A 17755-nucleotide genomic window follows, 5' to 3' on the forward strand; every position below is an offset into this window, starting at 1 on the left:
TTAACGACAGGGATCGCCCGGCCCTAGCCTCGACTCGGCCCGGCCGCTAATTATACCCTGAAAAATGTCGGCCACCGCTGCAAACGACAAGGGCGGAACCGCACGTTCCGCCCCCCCCCTCCCGATCCATGGCCGTTCCGTACCCAGCTCGCGTGCTTGAGGACCGCGGACCATTTGACGATCTCGCCCTTCACCAGCGTCCCGAGCGCCTCCGGCGTCCGGTCCGCCGACGCAGGTCAGCCTTCGCTCTCCACGAAGACCTCGTCGCGCTTGCGGCGCAACGTCGGCAGCACCGCCAGCACCAACAGCCCCGCCGCGATCGCGAGCAGCACGGCCGACAGCGGCCGCGTCAGGAACACCGACCAGTCGCCGCGCGAGATCAGCAGCGCCCGGCGCAGGTTCTCCTCCATCAACGGGCCCAGCACCATGCCGAGCAACAGCGGCGCCGGCTCGAAATCATGCTTGATCAGCCAGTAGCCGACGAGGCCGAACGCGCCCGCCAGGACGACGTCGACCGGCGCGTTGTTGACCGAATAGATGCCGATCGCGCAGAAGATCACGATCGACGGGAACATCAGCCGGTATGGCACGCGCAAGAGCCGCACCCAGATGCCGACCAGCGGCAGGTTGATGATGATCAGCATGAGATTACCGATCCACATCGAGGCGATCATGCCCCAGACCAGATCGGGCTGCTTCTGCATCACCTGCGGGCCCGGCACGATGCCGTGGATGGTCATCGCGCCGACCATCAGCGCCATGACCGCATTCGGCGGAATGCCGAGCGTCAGCAGCGGAATGAAAGAGGTCTGCGCCGCCGCATTATTGGCGCTCTCCGGCGCCGCGACGCCCTCGATCGCACCGCGACCGAACCGCGACGGATCTCGCGCGATCTTCTTCTCCAGCGTATAGGCCGCGAACGAGGCGATCACCGCACCTCCGCCCGGCAGGATGCCTAGGATTGAACCGAGCACCGTGCCGCGCAGGATCGCCGGCGCGGAGTCCTTAAGATCCTTCCTGGTTGGCATCAGGCCGGTGATCTTCTTCTGCACGAGGTCGCGGTCCATCTCCGCGCCGGCATCGAGATTGCGAATGATCTCGGCAAAGCCGAACACGCCCATCGCGACGGTGGCAAAGCCCAGGCCGTCGGCGAGCTCGGGAATATTGAAGGCCATGCGCGAGACGCCGGTCTCGATGTCCGAGCCGACCGTCGACAGCAGCAGGCCGAGCACGATCATTGCGATCGCCTTCAGCACCGAGCCCTTCGCCAGCACGACTGCGAAGATCAGGCCCAGCACCATCAGCGAGAAATACTCGGCCGGGCCGAACGCCAGCGCGAGCTTGGTCAACGGCGCGCCGAGGATCGCAATCAGCACGGTGGCAACGCAGCCGGCGAAGAATGAGCCGATCGCGGCAATCGCCAGCGCTGGACCGGCACGGCCCTGCTTCGCCATCTGGAAGCCGTCGAGCGCGGTCACCACCGACGTCGCCTCGCCGGGAATGTTGACCAGGATGGACGTCGTCGAGCCGCCATACTGGGCGCCGTAGTAGATGCCGGCCAGCATGATCAGCGCGCCGACCGGCGGCAGGCCGAAGGTGATCGGCAGCAACATCGCGACGGTGGCGATGGTCCCGATGCCCGGGAGAACGCCGACCAGCGTGCCGACCAGCGCGCCGATCAGGCACATCAGCAGATTGATTGGCGACAACGCGACGGCGAAACCGTGGGCGAGATTTGCAAACAGATCCATCACGCCCTCACTGCAAAAGGAAACGCGGCAACAGCGGCATCGGCAACCCCAGCACGTAGGGGAACAGCAGCGCGCAGCCGCCGGTCAGGCAGATGCCGACGATCAGGGCCTCGCGCCAGCGCGTCTCGGGGCTGCCGATCGCCGCGATCAGGAAGCTTGCAAGCCCCGTGACCAATAGTCCGAGCGGGCGAATGGAGACGGCGAAGGTCAGGATCGCGAGCGAGACGAACAGCGGTCCGCGCCAGTGATAGGTCGCAAGCTGCGCGCCTTCACTCACGACGCCGATCACGGCCACGGCAGCTCCGAGCCCTAGCAGCAGCAGACCGAACATCCGCGGCGCAGTTCCGGCACCGAACGAGAAGCCGCGCATGCCCTGCAGGTCGCTGGAGGCCCACAACGCGAACAGCGCGATCGCCATCAGCACGACGCCGCCGAAATAGTCCTGCGGCGCGCGTGGACGTACCATGAATGTGAACACCGCGACCGCGATCAGCGGATAGGTGTAGATGAGAGCCAGCAGAACATCGGAAGACAGCGAGGTCTTGCCGCTTGCGGCATATTGCTGCGCCAGGCTCGGGATCGCCATTGACAAGGCCGACGCATGGGCTCCAATGACCTGCAGCGGACCGCGTCCGGAGAGTGGACCTACAAGACCGGCCAAGGCGATCAGCAGTTCGATGATCTGTGGCGCGAAGGCAAGGACCAGAATGATCGATGCGCCGGTCACGCTGCGGGCGGCCGACATGCCCGCCGTTTCGCCCGACAATTGGCCCGTGGTCTCGGCCATGCCTCGCCCTCCCCGATCGGCCTTGATGGCCGCCACTGTTTTCGTTCGGCGGCCCGGAGCAAACCGGTCGCGCTTCTATTTTGCCTAGCGACTTTCCCTAGAGAAGGCCAGCAAAACCAAGACAGCCGCCCGCGGCGAGCAGCCAGAGCGGATTGAGTCGCGTCATAGATGCAACGACTGCGGCAAGGACCGTCAGCGCGAACGCCCGCCACGTCTGGTCGGAAGCCTGACCGAGAATCCATGCGCTCGCCGCCATCAAGCCGATCGACAACGGCACCAGCGTCGCCTGCAGCATGGCGGGCCAGCGCGCATCCCGCGCATTCGAGAGCCAGCGGCTGACAAAATAGGAGAGCACGGCGGTGGGACCGCACATCGCGATCGTCGCGACCGCCGCACCTGCCACGCCTGCGACCGAATAGCCGATCAGGGTGACGATCAGAACGTTGGGCCCGGGCGACAATTGCGAGAGTGCGAACAGATCGGCGAACTGTTTGTCCGTCATCCAGTGCCGGGCCTCGACTGCAACACGTTGCAGTTCGGGAATCGCCGCCACTGCGCCGCCAACCGCAAACAGCGAGATCAACGCAAAGGTCCAGAACAGCTGGAACAACGGATTGTCGTCCCCGCTCATCGTGCCGACCGCGTCTTGGCATAGGTGACGGCTAGGCTGAGCGGCACGGCCACCAGCAGAACCTCCTGAAGCGGCAGGCGCGCCAGCCCGATCGCCACGAACACGCCAGCCACGACGGCAACGCCCGCCACGTCGCTCTTCTTCAGGAGCGGCGAGATCATGCGAAACACCACCGACGCCAGCAGACCCACGGCCACGCAGGACACGCCTGCAAGCGCCCGTCGCCACGTGTCGGCTTGTCCAAAATGACCGTAGATGGCACCGAGAGAGGTAATCAGCAGCATCGGTGGTCCGAGCAGGCCTGCAAAGGCAGCGATTCCACCCGCGACACCGCGCAATCGCGCGCCGAACACCACGGAGAAATTCACGATGTTCGGTCCGGGCAGGAAATGACAGAGCGCGAAGGTCGCGTTGAACTCCTCCGCCGTCATCCAGTGATGCTCATCGACGATCGCACGCCGCGCGAACACCAGCACGCCGCCGAAGCCCGACAGCGACATTTTCGCGAATGCGAAGAAGAGCGTGCGGAGGCTGGGCGGGTGTCTGGCGATGTCGGCAGCGGGAGAGGCAACCTGCGCAGCTTCGGGAGGCATGCCGCACTGTAGGAGGACGAAAACCAGACTGCCAAGGTCGAACCAGAGGTTCCCAGCAGCCGCCCACATTTTTGTCGCGCGCCGCGGCGTTTCGGCCCTGTGCATCCGCCGGCCGGCGGCCTATATAGGGGGTGCCGGCTTGCCGGCTATGGAAATAAATCGCCGTCGAAATAAACCATTCGGACCCGGGGGCGGTACCCGGCGCCTCCACCAAAGCCCACCGACGGATGGGTTTTGGCGGGGGCGAAATAGGATCGACGAGGGCGTAAAGGGCGAGCTTTTTCCCGGTATTGTTCCGCCGTTATCGGGCTACTGCAATAGTTGCCAACGACAACTTTGCTCCGGTTGCTCAGGCTGCGTAACGCAGTTTGAAAGACCACCTTAAAGTCCTAACGGGTTAAGCTCCGTTAGGCGGGGTTCGGAGGCACCTGGCAACAGAAGCCTCCACTTTCACTTGCCCCGCTTTGGCCGGTCTCCCCGTCGCGGGCCGTGCTGTCCCCAGTTTTTTGGCGCGTCATCCGTTCATTCCTCCGTTGACCGGACTTCCGCCAGCTTCTACCCGTTCCCATATCTGGCGATCGACCGGCATGGCTGCTGACCTCGGCACCGATGCCGGGTACGATGTGACTGACGCGAGTCGGGAATGCTGCTGCCTGCCGGGCGCGGCCGCTCGACACGTCGGGCGCAGCCCTCACGATACAGGACCGATCATGGCGACGGATCATATTCGATACGATGTGCTGGCGCGCGACGCGTTGCGCGGGGTGCTGCGCCGGGTGCTGACCGACGCTGCTGCCCATGGTCTCCCGGGCGAGCATCATTTCTTCATCACCTTCGTGTCCAAGGCCGAGGGCGTGAAGCTGTCGCCGCGGCTGCTCGCGCAATATCCGGAGGAGATGACGATCATCCTGCAACACCAGTTCTGGGATCTGGTGGTTTCGGAGGATCGGTTCGAGGTCGGCCTGTCGTTCGGCGGCATCCCTGAGCGCCTCGTGGTGCCGTTCCACGCGATCAAGAGCTTCTTCGATCCGTCGGTGCAATTCGGACTGCAGTTCGAGCCGTCGGAGGCGATTGCCGAGACGCCGCCAGCTCCGAAGCTGCCGGCCGCACCGGCGCCATCGGCCATCGCCGGTCCGCAGCCTGCGACACCGGCCGAGACCAGCGACGACAAGCCGCTCCCGCCAGCCTCGCCGGGAGAAGGCGCCGAGGTCGTGCGCCTGGACCGTTTCCGCAAGAAGTAGGCGCATTCGCCGCGCGCGGAACGCCGGTTGGACCACGAGATTGAAGCATGCTTGAACCGGTCGACGCCGGTTCACCACCAATCATGGGCATGCTTCATGGCACATTCAGCAAATCCATCATCGCACGGAGCGACGCGCACGGAGACCGACAGCTTCGGCCCGATCGAGGTCGCCGCCGATCGCTATTGGGGCGCGCAGACCGAGCGCAGCCGTCAGAATTTCCGCATCGGCCACGACCGCATGCCGATCGGCATCGTGCACGCGCTTGCGCTGGTGAAGATGGCCGCGGCCCAGACCAACCGCGAGCTCGGCCAGCTCGAGCCGCGCATGGCGGACGCCATCGTCCAAGCGGCGCAGGAGGTCATCGACGGCAAGCTCGACGACCACTTTCCGCTGGTCGTCTGGCAGACCGGCTCGGGCACCCAGAGCAACATGAACCTCAACGAGGTGATCGCCAATCGCGCCAGCGAGCTGCTGGGGGGCGAGCGCGGCACCAAGAAGCCCGTTCATCCGAACGACCACGTCAACATGAGCCAGTCGTCCAACGACTCGTTCCCGACCGCGATGCACATCGCCGCAGCGCGCGCGATCTCGGGCCATCTGGTGCCGGCGCTGTCGGAGCTGCTGGCGGCATTGCGCGCCAAGCAGGAGGCGTTCGCGGACATCGTCAAGATCGGCCGCACCCACACCCAGGACGCCACGCCGCTCACGCTGGGGCAGGAGTTCTCCGGCTACGCCGCGCAGGTCGAGAGCGCGATCGCAAGAATCGAGATTGCGGCGCGGGATCTCCTGCCGCTGGCGCAGGGCGGCACCGCCGTGGGCACCGGCCTGAACGCGGATCCGAAGTTCGCAAAGCTGTTCGCCAAGCATGTTGCCGACATCACCGGCCTGCCCTTCACCAGCGCGGCCAACAAATTCGAGGCGCTCGCGTCCAACGACGCCTATGTGTACACCCATGGTGCGCTGAATGCGGCGGCCGCCGGCCTGTTCAAGATCGCTAACGACATCCGCTTCCTCGGCTCAGGCCCGCGCTCCGGATTGGGAGAATTGATCCTGCCGGAGAACGAGCCGGGCTCCTCGATCATGCCGGGCAAGGTGAACCCGACGCAGTGCGAAGCGCTCACGATGGTGTGTTGCCAGGTGTTCGGCAATCACACGGCGATCACCATGGGCGGCAGTCAGGGTCATTTCGAACTGAACGTCTACAAACCATTGCTTTCACATTGCATGATGCAGTCCATACAATTACTAGGTGATTCAGCACGTTCATTCAGCGAACATTGCGTAACCGGTATTCAGGCCGACGCTGCTCGCATTCGCGAGCTGATGGAGCGCTCGCTGATGCTGGTGACAGCGCTTGCGCCGAAGATCGGCTACGACAACGCTGCCAAGGTCGCGAAATCAGCGCATCAGCGCGGCACCACGCTGAAACAAGAGGCCTTGCGGCTCGGTCTCGTCTCCGAGGACGAATTCGACCGCCTCGTTCAACCCGAGAGGATGACAAGGCCGGGGCGAGCGTAGCGGTAGCCCCGTAGTACTACGGGGGGTGATGCAATTCTCGCTGTTAACCCCTAAAGGATACTCTCGACTACAAGTTCTGCTGCGTTTGTTGAGTAAACAAATCCCGCTCGCAACGACGCGAATGGCCATCGAACTATCAGGGAGCGATGACATGATTGTCTGGAGAACGCCTGGGCTCATCCGCGCAATGCGCATGCTCTCGTCGCGACGTTCGATGGCTTAGATGATTGGAGCAAGCATGGGTGATGTCATCAACTTGAAGCGTTTCAGAAAGCGCGTGGAGCGCGATCAGGAAGCGAAGGTCGCCGAAAGCAACCGCGCTCGCTTCGGCAGGACGAAGTCCGAACGCGCAACTGACGCCCAACGCGACAAGCGCGCGAACGAATTACTCGATCAACATCGTATCAATGGCGAGGACGCGTGATGAAGTCGCCCGTCGTAAAACGTTCAATCGTGGTCGCAGGCCACAAGACCAGCGTCAGCCTCGAAGAGGCCTTCTGGAACGGCATGAAGGAGATTTCGGGTCTCCGTAACATGACCCTGTCCGAGCTGGTCGGAGAGATCGACAACAATCGCCAGCAGGGCAACCTGTCCTCGGCGATCCGGCTGTTCGTGCTCGACCACTTCAAGAGCCGCGCCGCAGCGTCTTCAGGCCTCGAGCCGAAGGCGGCGGTGGACACCCGGCACACGGCAGCCGCCGCGGCTCCTTGAGGCAGATCAGACGGCGATCCGCCCGGCCTGTTTAAAATCGCTCTAAGATGCCGCGGCATTTAACATGCCGCGCTTGACCTCTTGGCACGCGATTGAAAATACAGGCTATGAGCGAAATTTGCGATACAAGGCCGCCTCAGCCGCTCGGTCTCGCCCGGCGAGGCTATACCGGAACAATCCAGCATCTGGCTGCGGGCGGCGCGAGCTCGTCCCTGCCGGACGTCGAATTGGAGAGCCGGCTGATCGAACTGGGCTTCGTCGAGGGCGCCCGGGTCGAAATCCTGCATGAGGGGATCGTCGGGCGCGATCCGATCGCCGTGCGTGTCGACAACATCACCGTCGCGGTCCGCCGGCGCGAGGCCATGGCCGTCATCGTGGCATAGGCCGCGCGGAAAGCGTCGTCATGGAAAGCCCTCTGCTGCATCTGGCCCTGGTGGGTACGCCCAACAGCGGCAAGACCTCGCTGTTCAACGCGCTGACGGGAAGCCGCCAGAAGGTCGCGAACTATCCCGGGGTCACGGTCGAGCGCAAAGAGGGCGCCTTCGTCACCCCGCAGGGCCGCCAGGTCTCGCTGGTCGACCTGCCCGGCACCTATTCCTTGCGCGGTCGCAGCCCTGACGAGGAAATCACCAGGGATTTCGTGCTGGGACGTGCCACCGGCGAGGTCCTGCCCGACCTGGTGTTGTGCGTTGCCGACTCCACCAACCTCAGGTTGACGATCCGGCTGCTGCTCGAGCTCAAGAGCACCGGCCGGCCGCTGGCGCTCGTGCTCAACATGTTCGACATCGCCAAGCGGCGCGGCGTAACGGTCGACGTCTCCGCGCTGTCGCAGGCGCTGGGCGTGCCGGTCGTGACGTCGATCGCCGTGCGCAAGGGCGGCACCGACGACCTGCTGCGGCTGACCGACGAGCTCCTGGCCCAGGCGGCCGCGGCCACCGGAGAGCGCGCCAACACCTGGCGTCCCCTCACGGTCCCGGAGCTGCGCGCCACCCAGCGCGAGGCCGACCGTATCATCGCGGAGACGGTCAGCCTGCCCGAGCGGCCCGATACCTGGACCGCCCGGATCGATGCCATCGCGCTGCATCCGGTCGGCGGCCTGCTGATCCTGCTGGCGATCCTGTTCGTGATGTTTCAGGGGGTGTTCGCCTGGGCCCAGCCGCTGATGCAGGTGCTATCGGCGGCTTTTGATGCGCTCGGCCAGCTCGTTCACGACGAGCTTCCCGAAGGCCTGCTGCAGAGCTTCCTGCAGAACGGGGTGATCTCCGGCGTCGGCAGCGTCATCGTCTTCCTGCCGCAGATCATCATCATCTTCCTGTTCATCCTGCTCCTGGAAGATTTCGGCTACATGGCGCGCGCGGCGTTCCTGATGGACCGCATCATGGGCGGCGCCGGGCTGCATGGCCGCGCCTTCATCCCGCTGCTCTCGAGCTTTGCCTGCGCCATTCCCGGCATCATGGCGACGCGCGTGATCGACAACCGGCGCGACCGGCTCACCACGATCCTGATCGCGCCGCTGATGACCTGCTCGGCGCGGATCCCGGTCTATACGCTGATCATTTCGGCCTTCATCCCGCCGACCAAGATCTGGGGCCTGGTCAACCTGCAGGGCCTGGTGATGTTCGGGCTCTACGCCGCCGGGATCATCAGCGCGCTGCTGGTGTCGTTCCTGGTCAAGTTCTTCCTGATGCGCGACTACCAGCCGGCGCCGTTCATGCTGGAGCTGCCGGACTACAAGATGCCGCGGTTGCGCAGCATCGCGATCGGCGTCTACACCCGCGCCAAGATGTTCTTGCAGCGCGCCGGCACCACGATCTTCTCGATGATGGTGCTGATCTGGTTCCTGGCGTCGTTCCCGCAGCCGCCGGAGGGCGCGACCGAGCCCGCGATCAATTACAGCCTCGCGGCGATGATCGGCCAGGCGATCGCCCCCCTGCTCTCGCCGGTCGGCTTCAACTGGCAGATCGCGGTGGCGCTGGTACCCGGCATGGCCGCCCGCGAAGTCGCAGTCGCCGCGCTCGGCACCGTCTATGCGATCGAAGGCGGCAAGGAGGCCGCCGAGCAGATCGGACAGGTGCTGGCCAGCAAATGGAGCCTCGCCACGGCGCTGGCGCTGCTCGCCTGGTACATTTTCGCCCCGCAATGCGCCTCGACGCTCGCCGTCATCCGCCGAGAAACCGGCAGCTGGCGCTGGATGGCTGTCACCTTCTTCTACATGTTCGCGCTGGCCTATGCGGCGGCGTTCGCGACCTACCACATCGCGTCAGCGCGCGGCGTCGACATGCAGCGCGAAGCCGCGCGCGTCCGGCGCGCCGAGCTCAGGACGAAGCTGCATCGACGGGATCAGATAGTCGCCGTGGTTCTGCCGCCGGTACGGAATCGGCTGATCCGTGAACAGCGTCCGCATCCGCGCGCGCAGTCGGTCAGCGATCTCAACAAATCCGGCCTCGTCGATCCGGCTTGCCTTGTGCGCCACGAAGGCCGGCAGCACGTCGAAGCCGGGATAGAACAGGATGCCATGGTTGATCGGAAACAGCAGATCGTCGATCGGCCCGTTGATGCCGCGCGCCGAATAGTGCTCCTCCCAGCCGCCGGTGGTCACGACCAGCATCGCGCGCTTGCCGGCAAACACACCCTCGCCGTAGCGGTTGCCCCAGCGCTTGTCGCTGTGCTCGCCGACGCCATAGGTGAAGCCGTAGGAATACACCCGGTCGACCCAGCCCTTGAGAATCGCGGGCATCGTGAACCACCACAGCGGGAACTGCAGGATGACCGCGTCGGCCCACAAGAGCTTCTCTTGCTCGGCCCTGACGTCGTCAGTGAGCGTGTGCGTCTTGAAGGCCTCGCCCGACGCGGTGGCAACGTTGAGGCGCGCATCCGGCGGCAGTTGCGGAAAGTCGGCGCGATCCGCAGCCGCCTTCCAGCCGATCGCATAGAGATCCGAGACCCTGACCTGATGGCCTTGAGATTCGAGCTCGGCGACCGCGACGTCGCGTAGGGCGCCGTTGAGCGAGCGGGGTTCGGGGTGGGCGGAGACGAGCAGCACATTCATGGCCTTGATCCCTTTGCTGGAACAGCCGGAACATAGACGCGCGCCCACCTATCCACTATATGGCATATATCGATAACATTATGCTGATTTATGGATAAGTCAGGCATCAGCCTCATCAACATGCGCAGCTTCGTCCGGGTTGCCGAGCGCGGCAGCCTGTCGGCCGTGGCGCGCGAGCTCGGGCTGGGCCAATCCACCATCTCGCGTCACCTTCAGGAATTGGAGGATGCGATCGGCGTGCCGCTGCTCAGCCGCACCACCCGGCGCGTCACCTTGACCGACGAAGGCAGCCGCTATTACGCGAACTGCGTCCAGATCCTCCGCCTGATCGACCAGGCCGGCGACGAGGCACGCGGTGCGCGTGGCGCCGCCGCCGGCACGATCCGGATCTCCTGTACGGCGGCCTTCGGGATCCTGCACATCACGCGGCTCGTCTTCGCGTTCCAGGATCGCTACCCGGACATCGCGATCGATCTCAATTTGACCGACGAGCGCATCGACCTCGTGCGGGAGGGTGTCGACATCGCACTGCGTCTCGCTCCGCTCACCGACAGTTCTCTGAAGCTGCGGTCGCTCGGCTACTCGCACCGGCTTCTTGTCGCCTCGCCGGACTATCTGGCGAAACGCGGCACGCCGCGCACGCCGCAGGAGCTGATCGGGCATGACGGCATCCGCATGACCAACGTCGCGGGCAGCGAGTCGCTCGTCGTCATGGGACCCGACGGAGAACGCCATGAGGTGCCGTTCAGAGGCTGCTTCCGCACCAATCACGGACTCGCGGTTCGAGAGGCCGTGCTGTCCGGGCGCGGAATCGGCGGGAGCCATGCGTGGCTGGTCGACGACCTCATCGCGGCTGGCAGGCTGACGGTCATCCTGCCCGACCACCGTCTGCCATCGACTCCCCTCAACATGCTGATCGTCCCGGAGCGCGCCGGCATCGCGCGCGTGCGGCTGCTGATCGACTATCTCGCCGAGGAGATCGTCGGCCTGCCCGGCATCCGGCCCGAGCCCTGAGCTAAAGCCGCGGCATCGCGTCCGGCCGTACCTCGCGGGCCTGCGCGGCCAGCCGGATCGCGGCATTGGCCGCACCGAAGCCCTGATAGTTGCGCCGCTGCACGATCTCGAAGAAGAAGCGCTCCTCGAAGATATGGGTGTAGACTTGGAAGAACTCGGCGTCGCCGTCGCGGTCGTACAGGATCTCGTTGGCACGGAGCGCTGCGATCGTCTCGGGCGCAAGATCATACTTGGCTTCGAGATCGTCGTAATAGTTGTCGGGAATGTCGAGGAAGCCGGCACCACGGGCGCGCATCTCGGCCACGGCCGCGAAGATGTCGTCGCAGGAGAACGCGATGTGCTGGACGCCGGAGCCGAAGAACTCGGAGATGAAGCGCGACGACAAGGTGCGCGTCGCCGTGGAGCCGTTGAGGATGAAGCGCAGGCTGCGATCGCCGTTGACGATCGCCTGGCTCTGCACGAGGCCTCTGGGATCGGCGATCTCCATCTGCGGCAGGCGGGAGAAGTCGATCAGCCCGGCATAGAACAGCAGCCAGGACAGCATCTCCTCATGCGGCATCGACTGGGCGATGTGATCGACCGCGACGAGACGGTCGGTGCTCTTGTCGCTGGCGACGGCTTCGAAATCGACGTCCCAGTGCCGCCCGTGGGTATCCAGGAAGTACAGCAGGCTGCCGCCGACACCATGGATCGCCGGGATCTCCAGCTCGCCCGGCCCGACCGGCTGGGTGAAGGTGCGCGTCTTCAAGGACTGCGCCCGCGCCATGGCACGAGCGGCACTGTCGACGTCCAGCGCCAACGCGCAGACACCAGCCCCATGCGTGACGTAGTGTGAATGCGCAAAACTGGCCGGCTCGCAGTTGATCACCAACTCGATTGCGCCCTGGGACCAGCGCTGCACCGCCTTGCTGCGATGACGCCCCGTCTTGCGGAAGCCAAGCTGTCCGAACAGTCTCGCCAGAGACTCCGCTTTGTCCTCGCTGACCGCGAATTCGACGAAGCCGATGCCGTGGCTCTTGACCCGAGGCTCGAAGCGCGCGGCCGATGACGCCGGCGTCTTTCCAGCGAGGTCGTCCTGCAACAGCAGCAGCGAGCGCATGCCATCGAGCGCGGTGCGCGGCGCCGAGCCGGCGCGGAACTGATCGTTGAAGATCTCCAGCGACAGCGGCCCGAAATAGCCGGTCGCGGCGACCGCCTCCATGAACGCGCCTACCGGCAGATCGCCCTGCCCCGGAAAACTGCGAAAATGCCGGCTCCAGGACAGCACATCCAGTTCGAGCTTCGGCGCATCGGCAAGCTGCACCAGGAAAATCTTGTCGGCCGGAATCGCGCGGATCGCGTTGGTCGGCAGCGCCGGCGCCAGCGCATGAAAGCTGTCGAGGATGACGCCGATCGCCTTGTGATCGGCGCGGCGGACGATTTCCCAGGCATCGCGATAGTCATGGACGTGGCGGCCCCAGGCCAGCGCCTCGTAGCCGACGCGCAAGCCGCGCTTCGCGGCGCGCTCGCCGAGCTCGTGGAAATCGGCGGCGGCCCGGTCGATGCCGCCGAGCGAGGCCGGCGACACGCTGCTGCAGATCAGTAGCAGATCGGTGCCGAGTTCCTGCATCAGGTCGAACTTGCGCTCGGCGCGGATGAAGTTGCGCGCGCGCTGCGGCTCCGGCATGCCCTCGAAATCGCGGAACGGCTGATAGGCGCAGATCGCAAGTCCGAGGTCGCGGCACATCTGCCCGATCTCGCGCGGCCGCATCCCGAACGCGACGAGATCGTTCTCGAAGATCTCGACCGTATCGAAGCCGGCGGCGGCGATCGCCTTGAGCTTCTCGTCGAGCGCGCCTGAGATGGAGACCGTTGCGATCGAGCGCTGGTTCATGCCGCCGTCTCCTCCATCGCGCCGCCCAGGAACAGCTGGCCGATGCGCGGATCGGCCAGCACGCGGTCGGCCTTGTCGATGATGCGGGTGCGGCCGAGCTCGAGCACGATGCCGTAGTCGGAGATCTCCAGCGCCGAGCGCGCATTCTGCTCGATCAGGAGCACCGAGACGCCGCGGTCGCGCAATTGTTTTAGCATGTCGAAGGTCTGCTGCACCATCAAGGGCGACAGGCCGATGGAGGGCTCGTCGATCAGCACGAGCTGCGGCTCGAGCAGAAGCCCGCGCGCGATTTCGAGCTGCTTCTGCTCGCCGCCTGACAGGGTCGAGGCCTGCCGGTCCGCCTTCCTGCGCAGCACGGGAAAGACGTCGAGCGCCGCCTCGACACGGGCGGCCAGATCGAACTCGCGCGGTGCGGCCACGCCGCCGAGCTCGATATTGTGACGGACCGACAGCTCGCCGAAAATGTTGCGGCCCTGCGGGATGTAGCAGATGCCGGCGCCGAGCAGCGCGCGCTGGCTCAAGCCGGTGACGTCGCGGCCCTTGAAGACCACCTTGCCTTCGCGCAGCTTGAGCAGGCCGAAGATCGCCTTGAACACGGTCGACTTGCCGGCGCCGTTCGGACCGATGACGGTGGTGATCGAGCCCGCCGGCACCGAGAAGGTCGTGCCGTTGAGGATCGTCATCTTGCCGTAGCCGCCGACGAGGTTCTGGACGTCGAGAATGGGATCGCTCATCGCCGTCTCCTCAATGTCCGAGATAGGCTTCGATCACGGCCGGGTTGGCCCTGATCTCGTCGGGCTTGCCGATCGCCAGCACCTTGCCCTCCGCCATCACCATGACGCGCGAGCACAGCGACATCACGAACTCCATGTTGTGCTCGATCACCACGAAGGTGGCGCGGCGTTCGCGGTTGATCGCGATCAGCCGCTCCTTGAGGTCGCCCAGCATGGTCGGGTTGACGCCGCCTGCAGGCTCGTCGAGCAGCACCAGCCGCGGGCCGCCCATGAAGGCCATGGCGGCATCGAGCAGCTTCTGCTGACCATAGGACAAGCCACCGGCCGGCTCGTTGGCGAGATGCTCAAGCTTGAAGAAGCCGATCATCTGATCGGCCGCCTCCGTGAGCCCCGCATCCGACGGGCCGAACAGGCGCGACAGCATGCCGCCGCGATGCTCCTGGCCCGCGAGGATCAGATTGTCGCGCACCGACAGTTTCGGGAACACCTGCAGCAGCTGAAATGTGCGGCTGACGCCGAGGCGGTTCAGCTCGGACGGGCGCTGGCCGGTGACGAGCTTGCCGTCGACCCTGACCTCGCCCGCGCTCGGCACCAGCTGGCCGAGGATGCAGTTGAACAAGGTCGACTTGCCGCAGCCGTTGGGGCCGATGAGACCGAGGATTTCGCCCTCGTGCACGTCGAAGCTGACGCCGTTGACGGCGGTGATTCCGCCGAAGCTCTTCTTGACGTCGCGTACGTCGAGAACTGCGGTCATCGCACGGCCTCCAGCTTGGACTGAGCCGCGGCCCGCAACGCGGACGCCGCCTGGGTTCGCCGTGAGCTGAGATAGCGGTCGAGGATGCCGAGAATGCCGCTCGGCGAATAGATCAGCAGCACGATCACGGCGGCCGCATAGAGCATCAGATAATAGCCTTCCGCGAAGCGCAGCCACTCCGGCAGCAGCACCGCGATCATGGCGCCGAGGAACGGTCCCAGCATGAAGCCGGCCCCGCCGACGATGACCATCATCAGGAGGTCGAGCGAGAGCTGCAGGTTAAACGGTACGGGATCGACATATTGCGTCAGCGGCGCATAGAGCACGCCGGAGATGCCGCCGAGCACCGAGCCGATCGCGAACGCCATCAGCGTATAGCGGCGCGTGTCGATGCCGAGCGATTGCGCCCGGATCGGATTTTCGCGCAGCGCCATGAAGGCGCGGCCCCAGGGCGAGCGGATCAGCCACCACATCGCGAGCGTCACGAGGCCGAGGGAGCCGAGACAGAGATAGTAGAACGGCAGCGGCTTGCGGGTCGGGAAGCCGAAGATGTCGGGACGTGGAATGTTGCTGATGCCGTAGATGCCGTTGGTGAGCCAGCTCTCGTTGCGGAACACCAGGAACGCCAGCGTCGAAAACGCGAGCGTGACGAAGGCGAGATAGTGATGCTGAACGCGCAGCGCCGGATAGCCGAGGAGCCAGCCGACGATGAAGCAGATCACGATGACGAGGCCGAGCGCGGCAATCAGCGGCCAGCCATGCGTGGTCAGGATCGCCGCCCCATAGGCGCCAATGCCGACGAAGGCGCCCTGCGCCAGCGACACCTGCCCGGCGTAGCCAAGCGTAAGGTTCAATCCCATCGCTGCGATGGTCATCACCGCCCACTGGCTCAGGATGTACAGGCCGTAGCGGTTGAAGTTCATCGGGATGATGATCAGACCCGCAATGACCACGACGGCCAGCGCGACGAGAAGCAGTCTGCTGTGCTTGCTCATACCGTACGCTCCTCGGCGCGTCCGAGCAGGCCCTGCGGCCGGAACAGGATGACAAGGATCAGCAGCACCATCGGAACGGCGGCGCGATACTGGGTGGAGACGTAGGCCGCGGCGAGGTTGTCAACGACGCCGATCAGGAGACCGCCGGCGATGGCACCGCGCACCTGGTTGAAGCCGCCAACGATCGCGGCGATGAACGCCGCCTGCCCGAGCACCTCGCCGCTAGAGAACTTCGCGAGATAGATCGGCGTGATCAGCAGCGACGCCAGCGCGACCAGCACGGCATTGATCAGGAAGGTCAGGAGGATCATACGCTCGACGGGCACGCCGATGATGCGCGCCACCGTGGGATTCTGCGCGGCCGCCTGCATCTGATGGCCGAGCGAGGTGCGGTTCAACAGCGTGGTCAATCCGATGACCGCGAGGATCGCGACGGCGAGCACGCCGAGGCTCTGCAGCGAAATCGCCCGGCCCAGGACGGTGACGTCACCTACCGGCACGATCGAAGGGAAAGGCGAGGCCTCGGCGCTGAAGAACTGCTTCACCGCCTCCTTGATCCCGACCGCCAGCGCCATGGTGGCGATCGCCAGCGGCAGCACGCCATGCCGCAGCATCGGATCGACCAGCAGCATCTTGAAGGCGAGACCGAGCAGAAGTGCCGACAACAGGATGCCGACGAGAACCGCGAGCCAGAACGGCGCGCCGAGATGCATCACCGCGAGCATCAGGAAGGCCGGCAGCATCACGAACTCGCCCTGGGCGAAGTTGATGGTCTGCGAGGTCTGCCACAGCAAGGTGAAGCCGACGGCAACGAGCGCGTAGATGGCGCCGGTGGCGAGACCCGCCACGATCAGATCGAGCAGATTGGACATCGTTTCCCCCTAAGCCTTTGGGTGACGGCGGCACTGGCATCCCCTCCGGCGCCGCCGGTCGACCGTTGTTCTCAGTTGAGCTTCGGCAGCACCTGCTTGACGACCTGCTTGCCTTCGACCACCTCGACCAGGAAGCCCTGGCGATCGATGTCGCCATTCTGGTCGAAGGTGACGTCCATCAGGATGTTCGGCTCGGCCGATGTCTTGATGGTCAGGCCGTGCAGCGTATCGGCAAACGCCTTGGAGTCGACCTTGCCCATCTTCTCGGTCGTGGCCTTGACCATGTAGATGGCGAGATAGCCCTTCAGGCCGTTATGGTCGGGCACGTAGTTGTACTTCTTCACGAAGCGGTCGCGGAACGCCTTGATGGCCTCGACCGGCGCATCGGTGGTGAGGCCGACATGGCCGCGAGCCCCGTTGGCCGCATCACCGGCGAGCTCGATGACCTTCTGGCCGACCAGCGTGGTCTCGCCGATCAGCGGCGCCGTCACGCCCTGGCGCTTGATCTCCTTGAGGATGCGCGCGCTCTCTTCCTCGTTGACATAGATGAAGACGGCATCCGGCGCGGCCGCCTTGATCTTGCTGACGTCGGCGGCGAAGTCGGCCTGGCCGGCTTCGGTCGACAGGTCGGCCGCGACCTTGATGCCAAGGCGGTTGAACTCCTTGGTGATGACGTCGCGTCCGCCGCGGCCGAAGTCGTTGTTGACCCAGACCACCGCCACCGACTTCGCCTTGATCTCGTCGTTGATGTACTTGGCGACCTTCGGCATCGACGATTGCTGGCCGAACGAGGTGCGGAACAGGAACTTGTTGCCGGCCTGCGTCAGCTCGGCCGCCTCGCCGCCCATGATCTGCGTGATGCCGGCTTCGGCCGCCAGCGGCGCCGTCACCTTCACCGATCCGGAATAGCCGGGCCCGAGCAGCACATAGGGCTCGGCGTCGAGCGCCTTCTGCACCTGGGCACGGGCGACGCCGGGGTTCGACTGCGAGTCGGCGTGGCTCACCTCGATCTTGCGGCCGAGAATGCCGCCCTTGGCGTTGATCTCCTCGACCGCGAGGTCGATGCCGTTCTTCCAGTTGGTGCCGACGGTCGCGCCACCGCCGGACAGCTCGGCGACGTTGGCGATCTTGATGGGGGCACCGGACTGCGCGTAGGCGGCTCCGGACAGCAGCACGGCCGAGCACAGTCCGGCCAGGATGATCGATCTCACGTTGTTTCCTCCTCTGCT

At 65.1% G+C, this 17755-nt stretch carries 17 protein-coding genes, 1 other RNA gene and 1 pseudogene; 8 read left to right on the top strand and 11 right to left on the bottom strand.

Features of this window, described 5'->3' with window-relative positions:
* Nucleotides 1-236: 236 nt before the first annotated feature.
* The 4 genes from ACQR0W_RS22245 to ACQR0W_RS22260 form a co-directional block, all read right to left on the bottom strand.
* The gene (locus ACQR0W_RS22245; RefSeq protein WP_315825245.1) at nucleotides 237-1751 is read right to left on the bottom strand and encodes a tripartite tricarboxylate transporter permease; all 1515 of its coding nucleotides are present in this window, start codon (nucleotides 1749-1751) and stop codon (nucleotides 237-239) included.
* 7 nt (nucleotides 1752-1758) lie between these two features.
* On the bottom strand, nucleotides 1759-2538 hold the full coding sequence (locus tag ACQR0W_RS22250; RefSeq protein ID WP_315713366.1) for a tripartite tricarboxylate transporter TctB family protein: 780 nt from the start codon (nucleotides 2536-2538) through the stop codon (nucleotides 1759-1761).
* 97 nt (nucleotides 2539-2635) lie between these two features.
* Nucleotides 2636-3169, bottom strand: coding sequence for a chromate transporter (locus tag ACQR0W_RS22255; protein WP_315713367.1), 534 nt, complete (start codon nucleotides 3167-3169; stop codon nucleotides 2636-2638).
* Nucleotides 3166-3762 (bottom strand): chromate transporter, encoded by a 597-nt coding sequence (locus ACQR0W_RS22260; protein ID WP_315713652.1) that lies wholly within the window; start codon nucleotides 3760-3762, stop codon nucleotides 3166-3168. Before ACQR0W_RS22260 ends, ACQR0W_RS22255 begins: the two co-directional genes overlap by 4 nt.
* Before the next feature lie 94 nt (nucleotides 3763-3856).
* Here ACQR0W_RS22260 and ssrA point away from each other — a divergent pair.
* The 7 genes and pseudogenes from ssrA to feoB form a co-directional block, all read left to right on the top strand.
* Nucleotides 3857-4211, top strand: a transfer-messenger RNA (tmRNA) gene (gene ssrA, locus ACQR0W_RS22265).
* A gap of 261 nt (nucleotides 4212-4472) precedes the next feature.
* The gene (locus tag ACQR0W_RS22270; protein ID WP_315752475.1) at nucleotides 4473-5003 is read left to right on the top strand and encodes an SspB family protein; all 531 of its coding nucleotides are present in this window, start codon (nucleotides 4473-4475) and stop codon (nucleotides 5001-5003) included.
* Between the two features lie 96 nt (nucleotides 5004-5099).
* Nucleotides 5100-6524, top strand: coding sequence for a class II fumarate hydratase (gene fumC, locus ACQR0W_RS22275; RefSeq protein WP_315713369.1), 1425 nt, complete (start codon nucleotides 5100-5102; stop codon nucleotides 6522-6524).
* Between the two features lie 238 nt (nucleotides 6525-6762).
* Nucleotides 6763-6948 (top strand): DUF4169 family protein, encoded by a 186-nt coding sequence (locus ACQR0W_RS22280; RefSeq protein ID WP_315713370.1) that lies wholly within the window; start codon nucleotides 6763-6765, stop codon nucleotides 6946-6948.
* Nucleotides 6948-7235, top strand: coding sequence for a ribbon-helix-helix domain-containing protein (locus ACQR0W_RS22285; protein WP_315713371.1), 288 nt, complete (start codon nucleotides 6948-6950; stop codon nucleotides 7233-7235). Before ACQR0W_RS22280 ends, ACQR0W_RS22285 begins: the two co-directional genes overlap by 1 nt.
* Nucleotides 7236-7342: 107 nt before the next feature.
* Nucleotides 7343-7618 carry a FeoA family protein gene (locus tag ACQR0W_RS22290; RefSeq protein ID WP_315713372.1) on the top strand — a complete coding sequence of 92 codons (276 nt, stop codon included), beginning with the start codon at nucleotides 7343-7345 and terminating at the stop codon, nucleotides 7616-7618.
* A gap of 20 nt (nucleotides 7619-7638) precedes the next feature.
* Nucleotides 7639-9507: pseudogene (feoB, locus tag ACQR0W_RS22295) on the top strand (ferrous iron transporter B); the annotation flags it as partial.
* Here feoB and ACQR0W_RS22300 read toward each other — a convergent pair.
* Nucleotides 9496-10284, bottom strand: coding sequence for an NAD(P)H-dependent oxidoreductase (locus tag ACQR0W_RS22300; RefSeq protein ID WP_316187339.1), 789 nt, complete (start codon nucleotides 10282-10284; stop codon nucleotides 9496-9498). The pseudogene feoB and the gene ACQR0W_RS22300 overlap by 12 nt on opposite strands.
* A gap of 90 nt (nucleotides 10285-10374) precedes the next feature.
* Here ACQR0W_RS22300 and ACQR0W_RS22305 point away from each other — a divergent pair, with 90 nt between their 5' ends.
* Nucleotides 10375-11298 carry a LysR family transcriptional regulator gene (locus tag ACQR0W_RS22305; protein ID WP_316169792.1) on the top strand — a complete coding sequence of 308 codons (924 nt, stop codon included), beginning with the start codon at nucleotides 10375-10377 and terminating at the stop codon, nucleotides 11296-11298.
* A 1-nt stretch (nucleotide 11299) separates the two neighbouring features.
* On the opposite strand, the gene ACQR0W_RS22310 is transcribed toward ACQR0W_RS22305, so the two are convergent.
* The 6 genes from ACQR0W_RS22310 to ACQR0W_RS22335 form a co-directional block, all read right to left on the bottom strand.
* Nucleotides 11300-13171 (bottom strand): bifunctional sugar phosphate isomerase/epimerase/4-hydroxyphenylpyruvate dioxygenase family protein, encoded by a 1872-nt coding sequence (locus tag ACQR0W_RS22310; protein WP_315713376.1) that lies wholly within the window; start codon nucleotides 13169-13171, stop codon nucleotides 11300-11302.
* Nucleotides 13168-13905, bottom strand: coding sequence for an ABC transporter ATP-binding protein (locus tag ACQR0W_RS22315; RefSeq protein ID WP_315713377.1), 738 nt, complete (start codon nucleotides 13903-13905; stop codon nucleotides 13168-13170). Before ACQR0W_RS22315 ends, ACQR0W_RS22310 begins: the two co-directional genes overlap by 4 nt.
* 10 nt (nucleotides 13906-13915) lie before the next feature.
* A complete protein-coding gene (locus ACQR0W_RS22320) occupies nucleotides 13916-14659 on the bottom strand; it encodes an ABC transporter ATP-binding protein (RefSeq protein WP_316169793.1) in 744 nt (247 codons plus the stop codon).
* A complete protein-coding gene (locus ACQR0W_RS22325) occupies nucleotides 14656-15654 on the bottom strand; it encodes a branched-chain amino acid ABC transporter permease (RefSeq protein ID WP_316169794.1) in 999 nt (332 codons plus the stop codon). The genes ACQR0W_RS22320 and ACQR0W_RS22325 overlap by 4 nt, the downstream gene beginning before the upstream one ends.
* Nucleotides 15651-16526 carry a branched-chain amino acid ABC transporter permease gene (locus ACQR0W_RS22330; RefSeq protein WP_315713380.1) on the bottom strand — a complete coding sequence of 292 codons (876 nt, stop codon included), beginning with the start codon at nucleotides 16524-16526 and terminating at the stop codon, nucleotides 15651-15653. Before ACQR0W_RS22330 ends, ACQR0W_RS22325 begins: the two co-directional genes overlap by 4 nt.
* Before the next feature lie 71 nt (nucleotides 16527-16597).
* Nucleotides 16598-17737, bottom strand: coding sequence for an ABC transporter substrate-binding protein (locus ACQR0W_RS22335; RefSeq protein ID WP_315713381.1), 1140 nt, complete (start codon nucleotides 17735-17737; stop codon nucleotides 16598-16600).
* Nucleotides 17738-17755: the final 18 nt, after the last annotated feature.

Source organism: Bradyrhizobium sp. HKCCYLRH1034, from assembly GCF_051168375.1.
GTDB lineage: Bacteria > Pseudomonadota > Alphaproteobacteria > Rhizobiales > Xanthobacteraceae > Bradyrhizobium.

Excerpts from the sequence above, each read along its gene's own strand:
- ACQR0W_RS22245 (WP_315825245.1), bottom strand. The coding sequence starts at position 1,751 with ATGGATCTGTTTGCAAATCTCGCCCACGGTTTCGCCGTCGCGTTGTCG.
- ACQR0W_RS22250 (WP_315713366.1), bottom strand. The coding sequence starts at position 2,538 with ATGGCCGAGACCACGGGCCAATTGTCGGGCGAAACGGCGGGCATGTCG.
- ACQR0W_RS22255 (WP_315713367.1), bottom strand. The coding sequence starts at position 3,169 with ATGAGCGGGGACGACAATCCGTTGTTCCAGCTGTTCTGGACCTTTGCG.
- ACQR0W_RS22260 (WP_315713652.1), bottom strand. The coding sequence starts at position 3,762 with ATGCCTCCCGAAGCTGCGCAGGTTGCCTCTCCCGCTGCCGACATCGCC.
- ACQR0W_RS22270 (WP_315752475.1), top strand. The coding sequence starts at position 4,473 with ATGGCGACGGATCATATTCGATACGATGTGCTGGCGCGCGACGCGTTG.
- fumC (WP_315713369.1), top strand. The coding sequence starts at position 5,100 with ATGGCACATTCAGCAAATCCATCATCGCACGGAGCGACGCGCACGGAG.
- ACQR0W_RS22280 (WP_315713370.1), top strand. The coding sequence starts at position 6,763 with ATGGGTGATGTCATCAACTTGAAGCGTTTCAGAAAGCGCGTGGAGCGC.
- ACQR0W_RS22285 (WP_315713371.1), top strand. The coding sequence starts at position 6,948 with ATGAAGTCGCCCGTCGTAAAACGTTCAATCGTGGTCGCAGGCCACAAG.
- ACQR0W_RS22290 (WP_315713372.1), top strand. The coding sequence starts at position 7,343 with ATGAGCGAAATTTGCGATACAAGGCCGCCTCAGCCGCTCGGTCTCGCC.
- ACQR0W_RS22300 (WP_316187339.1), bottom strand. The coding sequence starts at position 10,284 with ATGAATGTGCTGCTCGTCTCCGCCCACCCCGAACCCCGCTCGCTCAAC.
- ACQR0W_RS22305 (WP_316169792.1), top strand. The coding sequence starts at position 10,375 with ATGGATAAGTCAGGCATCAGCCTCATCAACATGCGCAGCTTCGTCCGG.
- ACQR0W_RS22310 (WP_315713376.1), bottom strand. The coding sequence starts at position 13,171 with ATGAACCAGCGCTCGATCGCAACGGTCTCCATCTCAGGCGCGCTCGAC.
- ACQR0W_RS22315 (WP_315713377.1), bottom strand. The coding sequence starts at position 13,905 with ATGAGCGATCCCATTCTCGACGTCCAGAACCTCGTCGGCGGCTACGGC.
- ACQR0W_RS22320 (WP_316169793.1), bottom strand. The coding sequence starts at position 14,659 with ATGACCGCAGTTCTCGACGTACGCGACGTCAAGAAGAGCTTCGGCGGA.
- ACQR0W_RS22325 (WP_316169794.1), bottom strand. The coding sequence starts at position 15,654 with ATGAGCAAGCACAGCAGACTGCTTCTCGTCGCGCTGGCCGTCGTGGTC.
- ACQR0W_RS22330 (WP_315713380.1), bottom strand. The coding sequence starts at position 16,526 with ATGTCCAATCTGCTCGATCTGATCGTGGCGGGTCTCGCCACCGGCGCC.